At 46.1% G+C, this 19,993-nt stretch carries 14 protein-coding genes; 6 read left to right on the plus strand and 8 right to left on the minus strand.

The features are described from left to right. Nucleotides 1–894: 894 nt before the first annotated feature. The 3 genes from OEZ43_12995 to OEZ43_13005 are packed head-to-tail and all read left to right on the plus strand — an operon-like array spanning nt 895 to nt 6,628. Complete coding sequence (locus OEZ43_12995) at nt 895–1,986, plus strand: efflux RND transporter periplasmic adaptor subunit (protein MDH5546504.1); 1,092 nt, start codon at nt 895–897, stop codon at nt 1,984–1,986. A 30-nt stretch (nt 1,987–2,016) separates the two neighbouring features. Beyond that, nucleotides 2,017–5,202, plus strand: coding sequence for an efflux RND transporter permease subunit (locus OEZ43_13000; GenBank protein MDH5546505.1), 3,186 nt, complete (start codon nt 2,017–2,019; stop codon nt 5,200–5,202). After that, nucleotides 5,192–6,628 carry an efflux transporter outer membrane subunit gene (locus tag OEZ43_13005; GenBank protein ID MDH5546506.1) on the plus strand — a complete coding sequence of 479 codons (1,437 nt, stop codon included), beginning with the start codon at nt 5,192–5,194 and terminating at the stop codon, nt 6,626–6,628. Before OEZ43_13000 ends, OEZ43_13005 begins: the two co-directional genes overlap by 11 nt. 20 nt (nt 6,629–6,648) lie before the next feature. Here the strand turns inward: OEZ43_13005 and OEZ43_13010 are convergent, their stop codons facing one another. Together OEZ43_13010 and OEZ43_13015 are read right to left on the minus strand one after the other, a co-directional pair. Then, entirely contained in the window at nt 6,649–7,020 is a 372-nt protein-coding gene (locus tag OEZ43_13010; protein MDH5546507.1) for a SirB2 family protein, read from the minus strand. An 86-nt stretch (nt 7,021–7,106) separates the two neighbouring features. After that, the gene (locus tag OEZ43_13015) at nt 7,107–8,525 is read right to left on the minus strand and encodes a hypothetical protein (protein ID MDH5546508.1); all 1,419 of its coding nucleotides are present in this window, start codon (nt 8,523–8,525) and stop codon (nt 7,107–7,109) included. Between the two features lie 330 nt (nt 8,526–8,855). Here OEZ43_13015 and OEZ43_13020 point away from each other — a divergent pair, with 330 nt between their 5' ends. Further along, nucleotides 8,856–11,867 carry a response regulator gene (locus OEZ43_13020; GenBank protein MDH5546509.1) on the plus strand — a complete coding sequence of 1,004 codons (3,012 nt, stop codon included), beginning with the start codon at nt 8,856–8,858 and terminating at the stop codon, nt 11,865–11,867. Nucleotides 11,868–12,105: 238 nt separating this feature from the next. Here OEZ43_13020 and OEZ43_13025 read toward each other — a convergent pair whose 3' ends face one another. Then, nucleotides 12,106–12,726, minus strand: coding sequence for a PilZ domain-containing protein (locus OEZ43_13025; GenBank protein ID MDH5546510.1), 621 nt, complete (start codon nt 12,724–12,726; stop codon nt 12,106–12,108). A gap of 190 nt (nt 12,727–12,916) precedes the next feature. Between OEZ43_13025 and OEZ43_13030 the strand changes: the two genes are divergently transcribed. Then, nucleotides 12,917–14,773: a protein adenylyltransferase SelO family protein gene (locus tag OEZ43_13030; GenBank protein ID MDH5546511.1), complete on the plus strand. Its 1,857-nt coding sequence runs from the start codon at nt 12,917–12,919 to the stop codon at nt 14,771–14,773. Between the two features lie 42 nt (nt 14,774–14,815). On the opposite strand, the gene OEZ43_13035 is transcribed toward OEZ43_13030, so the two are convergent. The 4 genes from OEZ43_13035 to OEZ43_13050 all read right to left on the minus strand — a co-directional run bounded on the left by OEZ43_13035 (nt 14,816) and on the right by OEZ43_13050 (nt 18,771). Beyond that, complete coding sequence (locus OEZ43_13035) at nt 14,816–15,175, minus strand: DUF2892 domain-containing protein (GenBank protein ID MDH5546512.1); 360 nt, start codon at nt 15,173–15,175, stop codon at nt 14,816–14,818. A gap of 83 nt (nt 15,176–15,258) precedes the next feature. Further along, a complete protein-coding gene (locus OEZ43_13040; GenBank protein MDH5546513.1) occupies nt 15,259–15,927 on the minus strand; it encodes a Crp/Fnr family transcriptional regulator in 669 nt (222 codons plus the stop codon). A gap of 233 nt (nt 15,928–16,160) precedes the next feature. Beyond that, nucleotides 16,161–17,660, minus strand: coding sequence for a RimK family protein (locus tag OEZ43_13045; protein ID MDH5546514.1), 1,500 nt, complete (start codon nt 17,658–17,660; stop codon nt 16,161–16,163). A 10-nt stretch (nt 17,661–17,670) separates the two neighbouring features. After that, a complete protein-coding gene (locus OEZ43_13050; GenBank protein MDH5546515.1) occupies nt 17,671–18,771 on the minus strand; it encodes a GNAT family N-acetyltransferase/peptidase C39 family protein in 1,101 nt (366 codons plus the stop codon). A gap of 181 nt (nt 18,772–18,952) precedes the next feature. Here OEZ43_13050 and OEZ43_13055 point away from each other — a divergent pair, with 181 nt between their 5' ends. Then, nucleotides 18,953–19,603, plus strand: coding sequence for a 2OG-Fe(II) oxygenase (locus OEZ43_13055; protein MDH5546516.1), 651 nt, complete (start codon nt 18,953–18,955; stop codon nt 19,601–19,603). Here the strand turns inward: OEZ43_13055 and OEZ43_13060 are convergent. Beyond that, nucleotides 19,572–19,991: an acyl-CoA thioesterase gene (locus tag OEZ43_13060; GenBank protein MDH5546517.1), complete on the minus strand. Its 420-nt coding sequence runs from the start codon at nt 19,989–19,991 to the stop codon at nt 19,572–19,574. The two genes, OEZ43_13055 and OEZ43_13060, sit on opposite strands and share 32 nt — an antisense overlap. Nucleotides 19,992–19,993 lie beyond the last annotated feature (2 nt).

Here is a 19,993-nt window from a genome sequence, read left to right on the forward strand (position 1 = left end):
CACGTTCTGCTTGTTATATTGAAAGTCGCGCTATCGAGATGAATAGCGATTATTTTCGTTCCATCGATTGTTCATTTTTCTTCCGTCGCGTGCGACCCCGTAATTTATTTAGGTGAAGTCGCACATCATCCTATTTGGGACATCTTAACAACAGATTAATCCGCAAAAACGCTACTACTACGGTACCCAAATATAACAAAACCATGAATCGATGAAGTCACTGCGGACATATTGAGAAACAAGAGGAGATATTGATAATTGACGACATGAATCCACTGAGTACGTCTGACAACCACACGCCAGGCTAAGCCTCGATGAATCTGTCCTACTTCCCCCCGCACAACAATCGTGTATGTTTTATTTTCGATTGTTCCCCAATGTCCCGCGTTGTTACACAAAGACGACACATCATGTCTTTAAGCTTTTTCTTTTAAGACATTCTAATACATAATGCACCCGTTTTGTCTATACATTGCGTAATCGTAATGTACGTTATCAAATATGTGGTCAGTGTACCTTGCCGATTACAGGCAAAGGATTGCTCTTGCCAGTAATCCTTCCGCACATACGATCAAAGACAAAAATTCGACACTCGGTTACAACAGGCCTCGCATGCAGCCCTAGTTCTCCGGTATATTCCTGCGCGCACTGTTCCAATCGTTGCTTTGACGATTAAGATCCGCTTAAATTTTTGTAATCATTGGCAGAAGTATGAGAAATTTGATTTGATCTTTAAGAGTTCAGTAATTTAAATGCGATAAAAAACGGGTTCTGTTAGCGCGAAGCCCAGCCATACCGAATATTTGAGTTGGCGGCACCGCTGAAGAGAACCTGGTTAAGTATCAAAACACACAACAACGATAATCAGTTTTCCTTGTGGATGAAGTGGGTATTATGAAAGTAGCAAACAAAGTCTTCCTGGGTGTAACTCTACTCTCAATTCTATTTAGCGGTTGCGATCACACAGAGCATTCCGCCCATGGTGGAACGCCAACATTGCAGGTCACCAACCCTTTACGTAAGGACCTTTCCATCACCAAAGAATACGTAGGCCAGGTGCGCGCTATACGCCGTATTGAAATGTTAGCGATGGAAAGAGGGTATATCGAAAGCATTTTTGTCGATGAAGGGCAAAAGGTGCGTGAAGGCCAGCCTATGTTCAAGCTGGTTCAGAACCACCAGCTAGCCGAACTGGCCAAGGCCACTGCTGAAGCCAATGCGCTTCAGATAGAATTCCAAAATACCAAAGCCCTGGCTGACCAGAACATCGTTTCTCAAAATGAGCTTGCCCTGGCTAAGGCAAATCTCGATAAGGCCAACGCTGAAGTCACCATGGCGCAAACCCACCTAAACTGGACCGAAGTTAGCGCACCATTTGATGGCTTTGTCGACCGTTTGGAAGTCAGGAATGGCAGCCTGGTCGAAGAAAACGGCATGCTGACGACACTTTCCGATATCAGTAAAATGTGGGTCTACTTCAATCTACATGAAGCTGAGTATCTCGATTACGCGTCAGGCAAAACCAAGCAGTCAACGGTCAAGGTAAAACTCAAACTGGCCAATGGCTCGATTTATGATAGAGACGGCGTAATCGAAACCATCGTAGCCGACTTTGATAACAAGACCGGAAACATCGAATTCCGCGCAACTTTTGAAAATCCACAGAGCATACTCCGACATGGACAGACAGGTAACGTATTGATGTCGACACCTTATCTGGACGCCATCGTCATTCCTCAAAAGGCGACGTTTGCCGTTCTCGACAAAACCTATGTGTATGTAGTCAATGCCAGCAACGAACTAGAACAAAGACTGGTGACCGTAGGCGCAGAGCTACCCCACGTATTTATCATCAAAGAGGGTTTGACCGAAGCGGACCGGGTTTTATTGGAAGGTCATCGCAAGGTTCACAAAGGGATGAAAATCGAACCCAGTTTTGTATCTGCTGAGCGCGTTCTCGAAGGTCTGAACCTGTACGCGGAATAATTCAGAATAACCAAGACGTAGGTTAATTATATGTTTCAGATATTCTTGAAGCGGCCTGTTATGGCGATCATTTTATCGCTGGCCATCGTATTCGTAGGGGTGTTGTCGCTGAAGTCGCTACCGATTTCACAGTTCCCGGATATCGCTCCTCCACGTGTCACGCTTTTCATTGCCTATCCAGGCTCCAGCGCCGACGTTTTGGTACGCTCGACGCTCATCACAATCGAACGCGCTATCAACGGTGTTCCCGGCATGCGTTACATCATCTCGGATGCCACCAGTGCCGGTGAGGCGATGATACAGGTTCTATTCGACTTAGGGGTCGACCCGAGCCAGGCGATGATTAACGTCAAAACCAGGCTAGACACCGTCATGAGCCGATTACCACAGCTCGTACAATTGGAAGGTGTTATCGTCGAGCGTGTTCAACCGAGTATGTTGATGTACATCAATATGTACAGTAAAGACAAACATGCGGACGAAAAATTTCTCTACAACTACGCTAATGTAAACGTCATTCCCGAAATCCAGCGTATCAACGGTATTGCCCAGGCAAAGATACTGGGTAGCCGCCAATACGCCATGCGCATCTGGTTAAACCCAGATAGAATGCGTGCCTATAGCGTCTCCACCGAAGAGGTTATGGAGGCAATAGACAACCAAAGCATTATCGGCTCACCCGGGCGCCTCGGGGTTGCATCCGGTTTAGCAGCCCAGTCCAAAGAATATACCTTGATCTACGCCGGGCGTTATAACAAACCGGAACAATACGAAGACATCATTATCCGCGCCGATTCGGAAGGGGAAATTCTTCGTCTGAAGGATATTGCGCAAGTTTCCCTAAACAGTGAATTCTACGACATCTATTCAAACAAAGATGGATTCCCTTCCGCCGCCATCGTACTCAAGCAGAACTACGGTAGTAACGCGAGTGAAGTAATCGCGCGTGTAAAAGAAAAAATGATTGAACTCGCGCCACTGTTCCCAAGCGGTATGGAATACGAAATAAATTATGACGTTTCCACTTTCCTGGATGCCTCAATCGAAAAAGTAATACACACCCTGGTGGAAGCCTTCATCCTGGTGGCACTGGTGGTATTCGTATTCCTTGGCGACTGGCGATCTACGTTGATACCAATTTTAGCGGTTCCGGTATCACTTATCGGTGCGTTTGCCTGTATGCAACTGTTTGGGCTTTCGATTAACCTGATTACGCTTTTCGCTCTGGTTCTCGCTATCGGTATCGTTGTTGACAACGCTATCGTTGTGGTCGAGGCCGTACACGCCAAGATGGAGACATCCCACACCGTTACGCCATACCAAGCAACACAACAGGTATTAGGTGAAATCGGTGGTGCTATCATCGCCATCACATTGGTTATGACCGCGGTATTCGTACCACTAGTATTTATGTCCGGTCCAGTCGGTGTGTTCTATCGACAGTTTGCGATTACCATGGCCTCATCGATTGTTATCTCGGGTTTTGTAGCCCTGACACTGACGCCGGTACTGTGCGCTATGTTGCTGAAAAACACGCATGGACAAAAGAAAAGAAAAACGCCTATCAGCATGTTTATCGATGCCTTTAACCGCTGGTTTGAAAAAGTGACTGGCCGCTATGTTGCGATACTTAATGTCATTGTGGTCAGAAGACTCATTACCTTCATCCTCGTAGGCGGCTTCGCATTTGGCGTAGTTGCGGTTAACAAAATTCTACCGTCAGGATTTATCCCTGGTGAAGACCAGGGCATGATTTACGCCATTGTCCAAACACCACCAGGTTCCACACTGGAAATGACTAATAAGGTCGTACGCAGATTACAGGCTATGGCAAAGAATATCGATGGTATACAGTCTGTTTCTGCACTAGCTGGTTACGAGGTTATGACAGAAGGTCGCGGTTCCAATGCCGGTACCTGCATCATCAACCTGAAACATTGGTCTGACCGCAAGCATTCAGTGCACGAGATCATGCTTGAGTTGGAAGAAAAGGCACATGCCGAAATCGGTGAAGCCATTGTTGAATTCTTCGAGCCTCCCGCGGTACCTGGCTATGGTGCGTCTTCTGGCCTGGCCTTCCGTCTGTTGGATAAGGGCGGGGATGTTGATTACTTCGAATTTGACAAGTTGAACCAGGATTTCATGACCGGATTGCGTAAGCGTCCAGAGTTAAAAGGTCTATTTACTTTCTACGCAGCCAACTATCCACAATATGAAATTAAAATCGACAACGAACTTGCAATGCAGAAAGGTGTGTCGATCAAGGCCGCAATGGATAACCTGGGTATTCTAGTTGGAAGTACCTACGAACAAGGCTTTATACGCTTTAATAACTTCTACAAGGTCTACACCCAGGGCGCTCCGGAGTTTCGTCGCTACCCTACAGATGTTCTTAACTATTACGTGAAGAATGAAGAAGGGGAAATGGTGCCTTATTCTTCTTTCATGACGCTGGAAAAGCGTCAAGGCCCGAATGAGCTGATGCGTTACAACCTGTATAACTCAGCAGTCATTCGTGCCGTTCCCGCCCCTGGGTACACTTCTGACGAATCGATCAAGGCAATCAAAGAAGTTGCCGCAGAAGTGTTGCCAAAAGGCTTTGATGTAGGCTGGGAAGCACTGACTTATGACGAGGAACGTCGTGGTAACGAAGCTGTTGTCATTTTCATCGTGGTACTGATATTCGTGTACATGGTATTGGCGGCACAGTATGAGAGCTTCATGTTGCCACTGGTCGTTATCCTGTCTCTTCCAGCAGGCGTATTTGGATCGTTCTTCTTACTCAAAGTATTAGGCCTGGCCAATGATGTCTATGCCCAGGTCGGCCTGATCATGCTCGTCGGTCTACTCGGTAAGAATGCGGTGCTGATAGTGGAATACGCGGTCCAGATGCAGGAAAAAGGCATGTCTATTGCCGATGCTGCGATTGAAAGCGCCAAGGTTCGATTCCGTCCTATATTGATGACTTCCTTTGCCTTTATCGCCGGTCTTATCCCCTTGGTTATCGCTACCGGAGCTGGTGCGGTAGGTAACAGAACCATCGGTACGTCCTCTTTGGGGGGTATGCTGATTGGTACTATCGGCGGTGTAATTATCATCCCCGGCCTGTACTACATCTTTGCGAAAATGATCGAGGGCAAAGACCTAATAAAATACGAAGATCATGAACCTTTAACCGAGCACTATCAACATAGCAAGCATGACCATGAAAAATAGTAGTTCAATAAAAATATTCGCAGTGGGATGTTTGTCCCTACTTGCCCAGGCCTGTTCGATACCGAACATGACGCAGAAAGACCCGGATGCTCCACTACCGGCTGAGTACATCACGGGGGTGAAAGATACGGCCAACTCAGCGAGCGTCAATTGGAACGAGTTCTTCGATGACCCGAATTTATTGGCATTGATCGAAGTCGCGATTGCCAATAATAAAGAACTCAATATCGTTCAGCAAAGGATCCGCAGTGCCGAAGCAGAAGTGCAGGAACGTCGTGGCGAGTACCTACCTTTCTTGAGTGCCGGCGCGGGCGCAGATGTGGATAAAGCGGCGGAGTTCACCCGCAATGGTGCGGCCGAACATGTTCTGGAAATTGTTGAAGGTGAAGAATTTCCAAAATACTTGCAGAACTACGGCGTCGGCTTGTTTGCCTCTTGGGAAATCGACGTCTGGAAAAAGCTGAGAAACTCAACTCAAGCTGCCGCGTTCGAGTATATGGCGTCCAAAGAAGGCAGAAACTTTGTGATTACCCATTTGGTGTCCGAAGTCGCCCATGCCTACTATGAGCTTGTTGCCCTGGACAATATGCTGGTCAACATTGAGCAGAACATACAGTTGCAGATGAAAGGTATCGATGTCGTCAAGCAGTTGATCAAATACGGTCGTGAAGATCTCCTGGCGCTTACCCGCTATGAGGGTGAAGTTGCCAAGAACCAGGCAACGATTTATGAAATCATGCAGAAAATCGTTGAGACCGAAAACGAAATCAACGTATTGCTCGGACGCGTTCCACAACCGATACATCGCTCGTCTGGTGGTTTTCTCGATTATCATCCAAAGATGATACAGGAAGGTATTCCATCGCAACTGGTGGCCAATCGACCTGATATCCGTAAGGCTGAATTGGAATTAAAGGCAGCCGAACTCAGTATTGAGGTCGCAAGAGCTGAATTTTATCCGTCGTTTGAGATTAAGGCAGGAATTGGATTCGAGGCTTTCCGTACTCAATATTTGTTCGCTAACCCTGCATCTCTAACAATGAATGCGGTTGGCGAGGTAATGGCACCACTGTTAAACCGTAATGCGATAATCGCAAAATACAAAAATGCCAATGCCAACCAAATCAAGGCGGCATACGAGTACGAACAAACCGTAATCACAGCGTTCACGGAAGTCGCCAACAAGATTTCGAACATCGATAATCTGGAAAATCAGTATGTGCTAAAACGCAAACAGGTGGAAGCGCTGGGTCACTCAATTGATCTCGTTAACAAGCTCTTCCAATCTGCGCGTGCGGATTATCTGGAGATTCTACTCACGCAACGTGAGGCGCTGGAAGCCAAGATGGAACTCATCGAAATCAAACAAAAACAAATCGTCGGTGCCGTCGATTTATACAGAGCCCTTGGAGGCGGATGGCACTAGTGCCACCGCCTTTTTTCGGATCAATACACACCAGGTATCAGCTGGTGTGTTCTCACCACGCCAATGATGTAAAAGAACACCAACAAAGCTATCACCCAGGCCCACAGATGTTTGCCTTGTAGACGTTTGTTACGGAAGGCATACATACCCAGGCCGATATAGGCAAATAAGGCTATCAATTTGGCGAGAAACCAGGTTTCGACGAATGGGTTAATTCCGTATGAGACAGCCATCGTGATTCCGGTAATCGTTAATACCGTGTCATTCAGGTGAGGCAAGATGCGAAGCGGTTTTGGCAGAGGCATGCGATAGCGGGCGTAGTACCATCCCCCCCTGAACAGAAACAAAGCTAAAGTCACCAGTACCGTGGTGACGTGTATCGTCTTAATCATAAACACTCCCTGTTTGCACCCTGGCTATCTTAAACAAACAATACTGGCACCGCCAACCAGTTGCTGTACTGACTTTGCGTATCGGATTATGGTGCATTCGGGGCGACAAATACCTCGGCGGCCAGCACACCGTCGGGAAATCGGGTCTCAAGTACCGTCAGGGCAGCAAGATCTACATTGCGTTGATCGTCCGGTTCTGCGGCAGGGTCGCCATTGGTCACCTTTCCGAGAAACGGATCATAGTCCCCGCGATCATAAAAGCGTTGCAAAAATACTGTACAATCGGCGCCGTCTGCATCTGCGCACACGTCAGTAAAATATCCCGGTAAATTCATACCTGGGCCCATCCCACCGCATGGATCTGTATCACTAGCAGAAGCGTTTTCCAGACAGGTGAGTATAGCGCTGACATTGCGACGTATATTGTTTCCTGACGTATTAACGTAGCTAGCCTGGCGTATCCCGCGTGTTATCCACGTAATTTGTCCTAACTCGTCAAAGTAACTGGTGCTGTGCAAGTCAGTGGAATACGACCCAACGTGAATATCAGCCGCCGGATTTTCCAAATGCGAGCCGAAGTTGCCCAAACGCCAATAAGCAGCACCTGAACCATCAGCGCTGAGCACTGCTTTCAAAGCCAGATACGGAAGCTCAAACGTTTCTGTCTCCAGCGGCAGGTTTTCTGCCGGCTGTACAGCAAACTGCATATAGCCTTGCGCCGAATAGCTAGCTGCGGTTTCAATACCGCTACGACTCACATCTATTCGAAACCCTTCAAACCCGGTGGCGCTTGCATCGCCAAACGACAAATAGATTTGATTGCGTTCACTCTCCGCATGACGCTCAAAATCGACACGCAAATCACTGGGCGCCTGACTATCTGTTGTCCCCTGTGCCAATCTCAACCACAAAAACTGTCCGTTGGTATCGGTTCCCACTGTTGTCCAGGTGAGATACATTAACTTATCCACCGCTTGATCCAGCGCGTCTCGCTGTTGCGCGAAAAAAAGCCATACTTGAAAGGAGTTTTCGGATTGTTCTACCTGAACATGGGTAGGCGCATCGGGATCTGCTGGATTATACGGAACCGTAATGAGTCCCTGACCAATAGTGTATGGCGAACTTTTTAATACGTGGTAGATTAAGAAGTCAGCCAAACAGCTCTGCGATTGTGACAAACCGACCAGGTATTTTGTCAGGCTATAGCCATCAACCATAGGATTGGCGTTTTGGTCTAGATACTGTTCGCAATTGGGTTGGTCAACAACTCTTGAACGGACTTTTTGCGCCGTCTGTTGTTCCTCTTTTGAAATAACAACACTTGAAAGTGTTCCCGGCAGCTTCATCGTCAATTCCGGCGCGTCAGGCGCATCCGGATTCACATATTCCTCATCCGGGCTCTGACTATCAAGCAACTCCTGGAATGGACAGCCGCTAAGCAAAGTCATTCCAGAAAACACTATTACCATAACTAATACATGCTTTATCTCTAAGGCCCGTCGCATAAATATTCACCAAACCAATAGTCAACAAGTGTTATCTATATCGACGTCACATCCTCTAATTAAAGCATCGAGTACCGTAATGTATTTCAGCCAGCAAGGAACAAAATTTTACATAGCCATACGTAGAGGAAAAACTCTCATTATTTCAAATAATTGTGGACATACAATACGAGTTGAAACATTGCGCCTTTAGCAGCGCAATTGCGCCATACTCAATTCCCATTGGCGATGACACGCTAACCTCTCATCACAGTTAACTTGAGATATATTGACCTAATGCTGCATTCCCTAAGCTATTTCCATAATCACACGGCGGAGTTTATATCTATCGTGTTGGTAGCAATTTCAGCCTATGCCGCATTCGAGATTGCTGACACACATAAGCGCTCGACAACAGATTACAAGCTCTGGTTGATGGTCAGCGGTTTTACTCTGGGTACGGGTATCTGGAGCGCACATCTCATTTCGATGCTGGCTTTTGAGTACGAATACAGCCTTTCGTACAATATTCCGATTTCGATAACGGCGTTGTCTATCGCCTCAGTGGCATGCATTTATGTCATTGATCTCCTAAATCAAAGTGATCAAAAGATAAGTCACGCGATTAAAGCCGCTTTGGTTCTTACACTCGCAATTTGTAGTGTGCACTACATAATTTTGGCCGCAATGGAAACTGCCATAGTATTCACTTATAAGCCTACCATGATCGCAGCATCTGTCATTGCCATATTGGTTTTGTGCGTACTAACGCTTATCTGGTTTCGTTATGCGCGTGCGCGTTGGCAAAACAGCGTCAGTTTTAGAGGCGCGTCAAGCGCCATTCTGCTTTGCCTGACTACTTTTGCTGCTCATCAACTCAGTATGCTCGGAATGGATGCATCGGTTTCCGATATGCAAGCCAACCAATATCAGACGAATATGGATAATCGGTTTTTTGTGCTACTCATATTTGTTGCAATTGCTACGACAACTCTCGCATCAATGTTTATTTCTCGTCATCACAAAACTGAAAAAAAGGGCCTGCGTTTAGCCATTCTTTTTACAATCATGGCGATTATTGCCATCGTCACAACCAGCATCAGCGCAGGCTTTTTATATTCTGCGGCTTATATCAACGCACGTCAACACGCCAGCGAAGTACTCGAATTCGAAGCCAAACTAATAGAAAATATCACACATTTGGATGCATCTCTTCTAAGCACAAAAGACAATCAGTCCGATGATGCCCTGCGCACTCTATTTAACAATCACGAACATCAATTACATGACGTATATTCTGCAAACGTTGAAATTTTCAGGTTGCGTAACGACCAGTTGTTTTTCATACATGGGAATCACAACAACAATAAGTCCATAGCAATTGCATCACTTGATAAACGATCTCCTTATCTGCTGGCGCTAAACAGACGATCAGGAAACATTATCGGTCACGACATTTCGACAGGTGAAGAGTTTCTCATTGCATTCAATTTTTTCGAGAATACGAATATCGGCATGGTTTCCCGAATCCCCATGGACGCAATCAGATCCCCGTTTATCAGTGCTGTCATATTTTCTCTTGTTGGCGCTATTGTCGCGATGCTTTTTGGCACATGGTATCTACTGGCTACGTTTAACCCGGTTATTGACCGTCTGCGCGATGAAAACATTGAACGGCGCAAAGCAGAAGAACAATTGCAAAAGGTTACCGACGAGCTCGAGGCCAAAGTTCTCGAACGGACAGACCAACTCCAACAAGCACTATTCAGTGCGCGCTCAGCTAACAAATCCAAATCGGAATTTCTCGCCAACATGAGTCATGAAATCCGCACACCCATGAACGGCGTTCTAGGTATGTTACAGCTATTGCGCAGCACTAAGCTGGATAAGGACCAACGAGATTTCTCCGATACTGCCTTTCGTTCAGCCGAATCGCTACTTGTGGTTATTAATGACATTCTCGATTTCTCTAAAATAGAAGCCGGAAAACTTGAACTTGATAGTACGGATTTTGATCTGGTGGATATTGTGGAAGATGTGGTAACACTGCTTGCTGAATCTGCCCACCGCAAAGGTTTGGAAATCATACATAGCATTTCAAAGAACACACCACATTGGTTAAATGGAGATCCTGGCCGACTACGCCAGGTATTAACGAATCTCATTGGTAACGCGATTAAATTTACTCACGCGGGGGAAGTTGTGGTTCGCGTTAGCCTAGACGCTAAAAAAGACGGAAAATTTAGTGTTCGATTTGAAATAGCTGATACCGGGATTGGCATCTCAGAAGCAGGACAGAAAAAGATATTTGAGACCTTTCAACAGGCCGACAGCTCGACCACGCGCAAGTTCGGCGGTACGGGATTGGGTCTGTCCATTTCCCGCCATCTCATACAACTCATGGGTGGAGATATTGCGGTAAGATCATTTCCAGATGTCGGCAGCACGTTCTGGTTTAACGTACAACTAGGAAAACCAGAGATGGAGCACGAAACCAACGATTGCAACTATGACTTCAAGAAAATCCGGGCAATCATAGTAGATGATAACGAAACAAACCGGGTTATCTACAGTCACCAGCTACGAGAATGGGGCATAAAACATGACATCGCGGAAGACGGCAAACAGGCCCAGGAAAAAATTCTCGCTGCTGCCGATTCCGGAAATGGATATGACCTTGTGCTTCTAGACATGATGATGCCTGAAATAGACGGCTTGCAAGTTTATGAAAAGATGCACACGGAGTTGGGTAAGAATACGCCAAAGGTGTTTATGCTTACCTCTGTAACAGCTGGAGACGTCGCGAGTAAAGCCAAGGCCTTGGGAGTCGACATTGTTCTTACCAAGCCAGTAAAACAGTCCTTGCTTTACAATACTATCGTCTCACTTTCCATAAACCCCAAAAAGGCCGTAGTGAACGAAGCTCTCCCAATCAGTGAAACCGTAGTCGAAACGCCCATCAGTTCGCTCAAAATTCTTCTGGTTGAAGACCATAATATCAACCAACGCGTCGCTATGGGAATTCTCAAAGCACTCGGTTACAAGGCTGATATCGCACAGAATGGACAGGAAGCGGTACAAGCCGTTTCCAAGATTGACTATGATTTAATCTTGATGGATATCCAGATGCCCGTGATGGATGGTATTGAAGCAACGCGCGCTATACGTCGGCAAGAAGGTAATCGACACAATATCATTATCGCCATGACCGCCAATGCCATGCAGGGCGATCGTGATCGTTGTATGAAGGCAGGCATGGATGATTACATAGCCAAACCCTTCAAGCCTGAGGAACTCTCAAGATGTATTGAAACGCACTTAGGCAATACATTGGGAAAAAACGGGCAGTCTAAAACCGGATAATGAAAAAAGCCCCATTGAATGACAATGGGGCTCTGTTGTTGATGCGCACGTACTTCCTTTCAAAACCCGGCGTCAACAAGTTCCTCCGGAAGTTCGATACATACATCGGTTAGACATTGGATCACCTCCTTTCTCAGGGCGTGGACAAAACACCCTGCCACTTCCCTGGTAAGTCGGCAAGGCGACGCGTATTCCTATTCACACTCTGTAAAACATATCGGTACAAAAGATTCCTATCTTAAGCTTCATCCCAATCATCCAGATCGGAAAGACCGCGGATAGATTCACGTTGTCTTTCCATTATGTAACGGGTAAGCGCACGCCTATCCTCTTCGGGAAGTTGGGGAAACTGAACACCGATGCGAAAGTAATCCAGGCTCTTACGTTTCTTTGGCACGGAGCTAACCACTTTTGCCACTGTTTCAATTCCAACCCTGGCGCTAATGGCAATGATTTTCATTTTGAAATAGATTCCATTTTTGTATGTCACTTTGGAATTGAAACTCAGACCGCCTTCGCTTATATCTACGGTATTTGTACGTACAGTTTTCGTGTCGGAGTGCACACTCCTGAAACGTTCAAAGAAAATAATTCCTGCAATGAAATCCACTTTTTTATTCAATACGTCCAGATATTGAGACACGGCGTTGCTTTCGCTACGAATTAAGGTCATCAGACTTCCCATCTGACGATTGAGTGAGTCTAAATACATGCTGTCTTCATCGGTGCGAGGCGACATCGCCTTGCGACTGTCGAGTATTTTCTTTGCCTCGTCACTGGAAATAGGCGCAAACTCGATATAGACGCGATCCTGCAAGCGATAATAGCTACGCCGGTTATCATCATCGATTCTTTGCATTCCAATGGCTCCTGAAGATCACGGTCACACAAACATAAGCAATATTTGTGCATGTTTTTTAGACCCAAATGGGGGTCGCCAAGCTACTGTTTTTATTAATCTAAATAGTTTCTTTTGTTTTCAGATAGTTATCACTGGTTTTTAGTCAAAATTTGTAAAGTATGGGCAGAATCAGTCCGATAGCGATGATATGAGTCAAATTAAAGCCAGAAAGCGCGCAGGTGCGGCATCCGGCACATCACAGCAATACCCCAAATTTGGGAAGATAAACGGTGAACACCCACTAAAGCACACCGTACCGGCCAGCTATGTGGGTTATTCCGCGCGTTATCGCCCGAATGGCGAGGTCTACTATTTCAATTTTGAACTCGCCCGTGAGATGGGCCTGATCCCCAAGCATCATGACGGCAAACTCGACGTCGCCTTAAACGAGGCCATCCTGGAGACATTTTCCTTACAAATTATTAACGAATTCGACGTCCTGAATAACACGCCGATAGACAAAGATACGGTCAAACCTCACCAGTATATGGCGACCCGCTACCTGCAGTTACAGCATCCGAACAAGACTGGACTGACTTCGGGTGACGGTCGCAGCATCTGGAATGGCACGGTCAAGGGGCCAAATGCGATCTGGGATATATCCAGCTGCGGTACGGGTGCTACACGTCTGAGCCCTGCAACAGCAATCGAAAAGAAGTTCTTTAAAACCGGCGACAAGAATGTGTCTTATGGTTGCGGGCTAGCACGCACATCTGAGGGGTTAAGTGGCGCCATCATGAGCGACATTCTGCATCAAAACGGCATCCCTACCGAACGCACTCTGGCCATTATCCGTTTCCCCGGCGGGACTTCAATCAATATCCGTGCGTCAAAAAATCTCCTGCGCCCTGCCCATTTTTTCGGTTTTATGAAGCGCGGCGATCGAGAGTCGTTGCAAAACATGCTCGACTACTATGTCGAACGTGAGATATACAATGGCGCACTCGAGCCTAAACGCTTGCCGGCCTCATCTTATACAGACTTTCTCAACTATGTCTGCGACAATTTCGCGCGTGCTACCGCTCTCTACGAAGGCGAATATATCTTTTGCTGGCTGGACTGGGATGGCGACAATATTCTCACCGACGGCGGAATCATCGACTACGGTACGATTCGACAGTTTGGCCTCTTTCATCACGAATACCGCTATGAAGACGTGGATAAGTGGTCGACGAATATCACCCAGCAACGCAATAAGGCTCGTAGCATCGTGCAAACCTTTGCCCAGATCGTTGATTTTGTCCAAACCGGCATACAAAAGCCTTTAGGTGAATACAAGTCACACGACATCTTGGAGCGATTTGACCAATGCTTTGAAAAAACTTTTCTCTCACATCTGCTCTTTCGCATAGGATACACGCCGGAACAGCGGCAAAAACTACTTGCCGATGAACAAGGACTTACCCTTGTCCGACAGTTTCGCACACAGGTGCGATATTATGAAAAGGCCGTTGCGCCGGGGAAACCCTACAAGGTCGCCGACGGCATTATGCGAGATGCTATTTTCTGCATGCGTGACATGCTTCGCGAGCTACCAAAGTACCTCATAAAGAAAGGCGTGCGATTTCCAGCCGAGAAATTTGTTGACGTCATGTCCTCCACATACGCCAGCGACCGACTCCTTGCCAAGTTTCGTAAAGATACAAATCGTATCAATCGCTTTCAGAATACCTATCTGAAACTAGCCGATCGTTGTGCGGATATTGTTGGGATGAACAAAGAAAGTGTAATTTTTCAATTATTTGAACGCAGCGCACTAATTAATCGCTATGAAAAAATTACCGGCGATGCCTTAATCCATATCTCGGAAAGGCTTACGCGAACCAGTCTTCCCCTAAACTTTCAACAGCGCACACTGCTTATCGAACAATTTATATCTGATCAGGTACTTGACCCAGATAGACGAGCAGATGACAGGGTGTTACAAGCTCCAAAAGGTAAAAATATGCAGCAAATATTTCGATGGCTATTTAGGACAATAAAACAAAACAGAAGTGGCATCTGATAAAAAAAGCCCGAACCGAAGTTCGGGCTTTTTCGCATTTAGCTAAGCATGTTTAACATGATCAGAATGCAACAAAGTATGCTCAAGATGATTTTCCGGCTTTGGATCTCGTCCGAGTAGCGCATCGATCTGATAAGGAAAACTTCCACACTGATTCCTCCCGTTGACACTGCAGGTGCGCACCTTGAACATGGTGTACATGGGATCACAACCAAGAATCCCAGTTATGCAAGGGTAAACAGACAGCACCATTAACACACTTTGCCACATTTCAACCGTCGCACCAGGCTGAATAATCAGGTAATACGGATAACCTAACATAGCAAATCCCAAAACTACACGTAAACACCGCTCTATCACACCGATATTTTGTTCCACAAAATAATCACGTTGCTTCTCCATAATCCACCTCCTTAGTGTTGCCTCGCTGTTGGCATTTTTATTATTTCAACTGACTACATCAAGGTATGTGACATAGTCACAATTTAAACTGCATGAGCAAGTGATTTTAACTCGTCAACATTGCGCAAACTTATGCAACATCGTCTCAGTTCAACGACATTTCTGTGTTCCATAGTTTTCAGTGTGCGGCTAACCACTTCGCGCGCAGTTCCCAATTTCGCAGCCAACTCGCTGTGACGTTTACGCACTTCTAAATGACTGTCACACAACTGCAGCAATAATTGTGAAAGTCGTTGTTCGACTGGAACACTGGAAATATTTTCGATTAAATCTGCAACCTGGGACATTCCTAGCTCAAGACATCTGAAAACATAGCTACTGAATTCCTCTGATCGCGAAAGCACCATCAAGAAGGCTGGCTTGGGCAGACTCCACACCAATGTACGCACTTCCGCAGTTACGTCTGCCATACAAGGAGTCGACGCCAATAGACTCGAACCACTAACAAAACAACACTCTCCAGCGACAACTGAATCTAATACGATTTCGGCACCGTTGCGCGAATACCGCTTTACACTCAATTCACCGTCTATAACAATGGGTAAACTTCTCGCATACTCACCGCGTCGACAAACGACCTCTCCTGGTTTGAAAACAATCTTTTTACATAGATGTTCAACTTTGGAAATTGCAGCAATGCAACTTTTGTCGTCAAAAGGACAAGCAATAGCAGACACAGATTGCGTGGCCATATAACCACCTCTCACATGAGTGTTTTCATTTGGGACCGATCAACATATAAAGGTGATACCTCTGCGGTATCATGGACTACGAGATATACTCCCCATGAGAATCTCGTATTATTTTGAAAGGATTATCTGGAATATCCGTGTTTATAAATCAAGTATAGCCGGAGTTTCGGTGGTCACAATATAACCAACCGTTTTAACTCACTAATTTTTTTTATTGCGATAAACTCCGTTTTTTACCCCTTTGTATTATGCGCGCTTGACGGAAGTTGGCGCTTACCGCGTTGTTCGATCCGTTGTACAAGTTCTCCAAGTATCGCCTCGTATAAGTGATCTCCGATAACCTTATCTTCAACACCACAATCAATGTTGGGGTTATCATTGACTTCAATCACCACAACGCCTTTATCAGTCTGTTTGAGATCCACGCCGTATAGACCATCGCCGATTAGATTTGACGCCTTTAGTGCAATATCTATTACCGCTTTGGGAACTTCCTCAATCTTCCATGTACGAGCTTCGCCCTCGTCCATTTTTCCGTCCTGCTTGTGCTTTACGATCTGCCAATGCTTGCGCGACATAAAATACTGGCAGGCATACAGGGGTTGGCGATTGAGAATTCCGATGCGCCAATCATAGGGGGTATAGAGAAACTCTTGCGCCAATAACAGATCAGATTCTTTAAAAAGGCGTTCGCAAATTTCTTTTAGTTGCTGCACATTTTCCGCTTTGAAAACTCCACGTGAAAATGCCCCATCGGGAATCTTTACCACGAGAGGTAGAGACGGTGCGTAGCTTTCGTAGCGTACTCGACCCTTTTGAATGATATGTGTCTGCGGAATTGGAATATTGTTCGCCGTCAACAGCTCGGTCAAATAGACTTTGTTCGTACAACGCAGTATAGAATCTCCACTATCGATAACAGGTATACCCTCAGACTCAGCCTTTTTCGCAAAGCGATACGTATGGTGCTCTATCTCAGTTGTTTCCCGAATAAACAAGGCATCATATTCACCCAGTTTTGAATAATCCCTTTTGGTAATCAATTCGACGTTGATGTCCATGCGCTTACCCGTTCGGATAAATTTGTCCAGTGCCTTTTTATTCGACGGCGGCAACTTTTCTTCCGGATTATGCAGAATGGCAATATCGTAACGGGCATAACTCTTGGATTTCGGTGAACGCCAGCGCTTAGAGAGATAGGCGTTGAAGGCCTGCACAAAAAAGGCCTGCAACTTTTCATCAAGGCTGTTCAGATGTACGGAACGAATGCTGGATATAAACCACTTACCTTTTTGTTTCAGCTCCACCCGCAGAAGCGGTGATCGAAACTGGTCATAAATATTACGCGACAGTTCCTGAAGTATGGGTTCCTGACAGGTTCCAAAAATGATATTCAGCACATAAGTATCTTTTGCCTCAGACAACTTGGAAAGGCTTTTCTGCAATGCCTCATCGAAGTCTTCCATATTCAGACTATATATAGCCTTACTATTCAGATCCATCATGGTCCGAACTGTCGGAATAACATTATGATTCCTTGCCTCCGCTAAAAGAGAACAGTAGTAGCCAGTACTAAGATAACTTGATCCACGGCACAGATTCACCACTTTGAACTGCCGCTTCTTAAGAAACTCCGCCTGCCCCAAATAGTCTCTTGCTAACACCACCCGTAAATCGGGATAGTTTTCTTTCCAGTCTTTCTTACTCTCAACAATTACAATGTGTTCAGACATATCGTCTTCGTTAACCTTTATCCTGTTTGTTTAAAATTAACATTGCCTTCAACCCTGACTTGCCGTAACGGGCCATGCGTTCGAAATCACGCAGGGGAATTGGCATGTTCATGCAATCGATTGCGGATTTATTACATTCGTAATCGATATAGGGATCGTGTACAAAAATGAAATTCTCATCAAAACCGGTGACAACCACCCAATGTGGAAATTTTTCCCGATAGATGCGGTAAGAACTTATTAGCACAACCGGGATGCCACCTTTTTCAAACTTGTCCTGTAGCTCCTGCAAACTCAAACTATCGACTCGCAGGCTAATACGCGATTTTTTGATCTGGTCGATAAAATCTTCCTGAACCAGACGCATAACTTCTTTCTTTTCCTGGCTGCGCACTGAATTCATAAACAAGGCACCTTCCTCGTTGACATAGATTTCCACGTCAAAGTCCCGTCGATGCGCGGCCAGTGCCAAGCCATACGGATCACATCCACCGTGACCTGAGGTCATAAATACCGTTGTCGATTCGCGCCATAACTGTATTTCGCTTTTACGATTTAACTCGACACCATTGTCAAGCGACTTCATCGCCATCAACAGACAGGCAGGCCCACAGGTGAATTCAAGTGACTGGGGATAAAAAGGTACTCGCTCAATCGCCGGTCTAATGTGCGGAGCGATATTTTTTTCCATGCGAACAGCGTCCATATGATCCTCGTAGTAATCGTGGTGTTCGCCGAATTCCTTAAACCCAAACCGATGATAGAGCTTAATCCCCTTTACATTGTCTTTCCTGATTTCAAGACGCAAGGCTATGCAATTATTCTCCAGGGCGGCTGCTTCAGCTGCCTCGAGTAATTGCGTGCCGATGCCCTTTCCTTGAAACCCAGGATCGACGGCAAAAGAGTAAATTCGGGCGAGCGACGTGCCTGTATTAAACAACACCATGATATAGGCGATAAGCATGCCGTCCTGCTCGACCACCAGGGTCACATCATTACCTTTCGTCAGGAGATAGCGGAAATTGCGTCGCGACAGACGATCGGTTTCGAAACAGCGGTTTTCCAGGCGCACTAAACCATCGAGATCATTGGGGCTTGCACTTCGTAACATTTGAGTTCAGCTTCCTGGGATATGAAAGACGCGCATTGTAGGAACAGTCGCGTACTAAGACGAGCGAGAATTTAAAATATTCAATTAATAATATTAATCAAAACGATCACGATTAGTATATATCCGAAATATTATTTGTGGAAGACAATGCGGACCGCTAATCGAAAGAATATGAGTCGTCGTGAGTACTGCTATATCCTCCCAGCAACCCCCAATACAAAGCCAATTCGACGCTATAGAAGGGGCACTGTCAGTTGAAGGCTATCTCATACTTGACCAATTATTTGATACCTCTATTATCAAACAGCTGACGCACCACGCGCAGAACCTGGACGTGTCTTACTTCAAAAAAGCAGGAATTGGGCGCATCGATGAGCTGCAACAAAACTCTGCCATACGCAGTGACGAGATTTGCTGGGTAAACGAAAATGACCTCGCCCCCAAGACGTATTTAGACTGGACGGAGGGTTTACGTACACACCTAAACCGCACCCTGTTTCTGGGATTGCAAACGTTCGAGTGCCACTTCGCTCACTACGCTCCGGGCGCATTCTACAAAAAACACCTGGACGCCTTCAGAGGCAGTAATTGTCGGAAGGTTAGCCTTATCCTCTATCTGAATGAGAACTGGTGTAAGGATGACGGAGGTGAGCTACTGCTGTATGACCAGGGTGGACATACCGTTATTGAAACTATCAACCCTACCGCTGGCAGATTAGTGGTATTCCTGAGCGAAATCTTTTATCACGAAGTCCTTCCTGCCCGCAGAGACCGCTATAGTCTTACCGGCTGGATGCGAGTCAGGGAGCCATCTCTGCTGGGACCTGAGTAAACAACGCTTCCAACATTTCCGGCACAAAGGGTCGCCCCCGCTCATTGAGCGATGTACCAGTTACTTTGGCGTTCAGAATTAACTTGTCATCAGCGGCGCGATAAATGTCTTGCAGAAATTCGAAACGCACTTTCGAGGCGCGCTGCAGATTAAGACCCACCCAGAACTTCTCGCCACTACGCAGTGGTAAACGATAATCCAGCTCTGCGCGCACGACCACCAGATTGATATTTTTCATCGCCAGTTCGGCGAAGTCGATACCCCGGTCTAATAGAAACTCATGACGCGCATGTTCTAAATAGTTTTGATACACACTGTTGTTGACTACGCCTTGTATGTCGCATTCGTAGTCGCGCACTTTGAAATCCAGCTTGTATGCGTATTCCATTT

This window comes from Gammaproteobacteria bacterium, assembly GCA_029881255.1.
Taxonomy (GTDB): domain Bacteria; phylum Pseudomonadota; class Gammaproteobacteria; order S012-40; family S012-40; genus JAOUMY01.

Excerpts from the sequence above, each read along its gene's own strand:
- OEZ43_13060 (MDH5546517.1), bottom strand. The coding sequence starts at position 19,991 with ATGGAATACGCATACAAGCTGGATTTCAAAGTGCGCGACTACGAATGC.
- OEZ43_13045 (MDH5546514.1), bottom strand. The coding sequence starts at position 17,660 with ATGTCTGAACACATTGTAATTGTTGAGAGTAAGAAAGACTGGAAAGAA.
- OEZ43_13035 (MDH5546512.1), bottom strand. The coding sequence starts at position 15,175 with ATGGAGAAGCAACGTGATTATTTTGTGGAACAAAATATCGGTGTGATA.
- OEZ43_13050 (MDH5546515.1), bottom strand. The coding sequence starts at position 18,771 with ATGTTACGAAGTGCAAGCCCCAATGATCTCGATGGTTTAGTGCGCCTG.
- OEZ43_13000 (MDH5546505.1), top strand. The coding sequence starts at position 2,017 with ATGTTTCAGATATTCTTGAAGCGGCCTGTTATGGCGATCATTTTATCG.
- OEZ43_13005 (MDH5546506.1), top strand. The coding sequence starts at position 5,192 with ATGAAAAATAGTAGTTCAATAAAAATATTCGCAGTGGGATGTTTGTCC.
- OEZ43_13040 (MDH5546513.1), bottom strand. The coding sequence starts at position 15,927 with ATGGCCACGCAATCTGTGTCTGCTATTGCTTGTCCTTTTGACGACAAA.
- OEZ43_13025 (MDH5546510.1), bottom strand. The coding sequence starts at position 12,726 with ATGCAAAGAATCGATGATGATAACCGGCGTAGCTATTATCGCTTGCAG.
- OEZ43_12995 (MDH5546504.1), top strand. The coding sequence starts at position 895 with ATGAAAGTAGCAAACAAAGTCTTCCTGGGTGTAACTCTACTCTCAATT.
- OEZ43_13015 (MDH5546508.1), bottom strand. The coding sequence starts at position 8,525 with ATGCGACGGGCCTTAGAGATAAAGCATGTATTAGTTATGGTAATAGTG.
- OEZ43_13010 (MDH5546507.1), bottom strand. The coding sequence starts at position 7,020 with ATGATTAAGACGATACACGTCACCACGGTACTGGTGACTTTAGCTTTG.
- OEZ43_13030 (MDH5546511.1), top strand. The coding sequence starts at position 12,917 with ATGAGTCAAATTAAAGCCAGAAAGCGCGCAGGTGCGGCATCCGGCACA.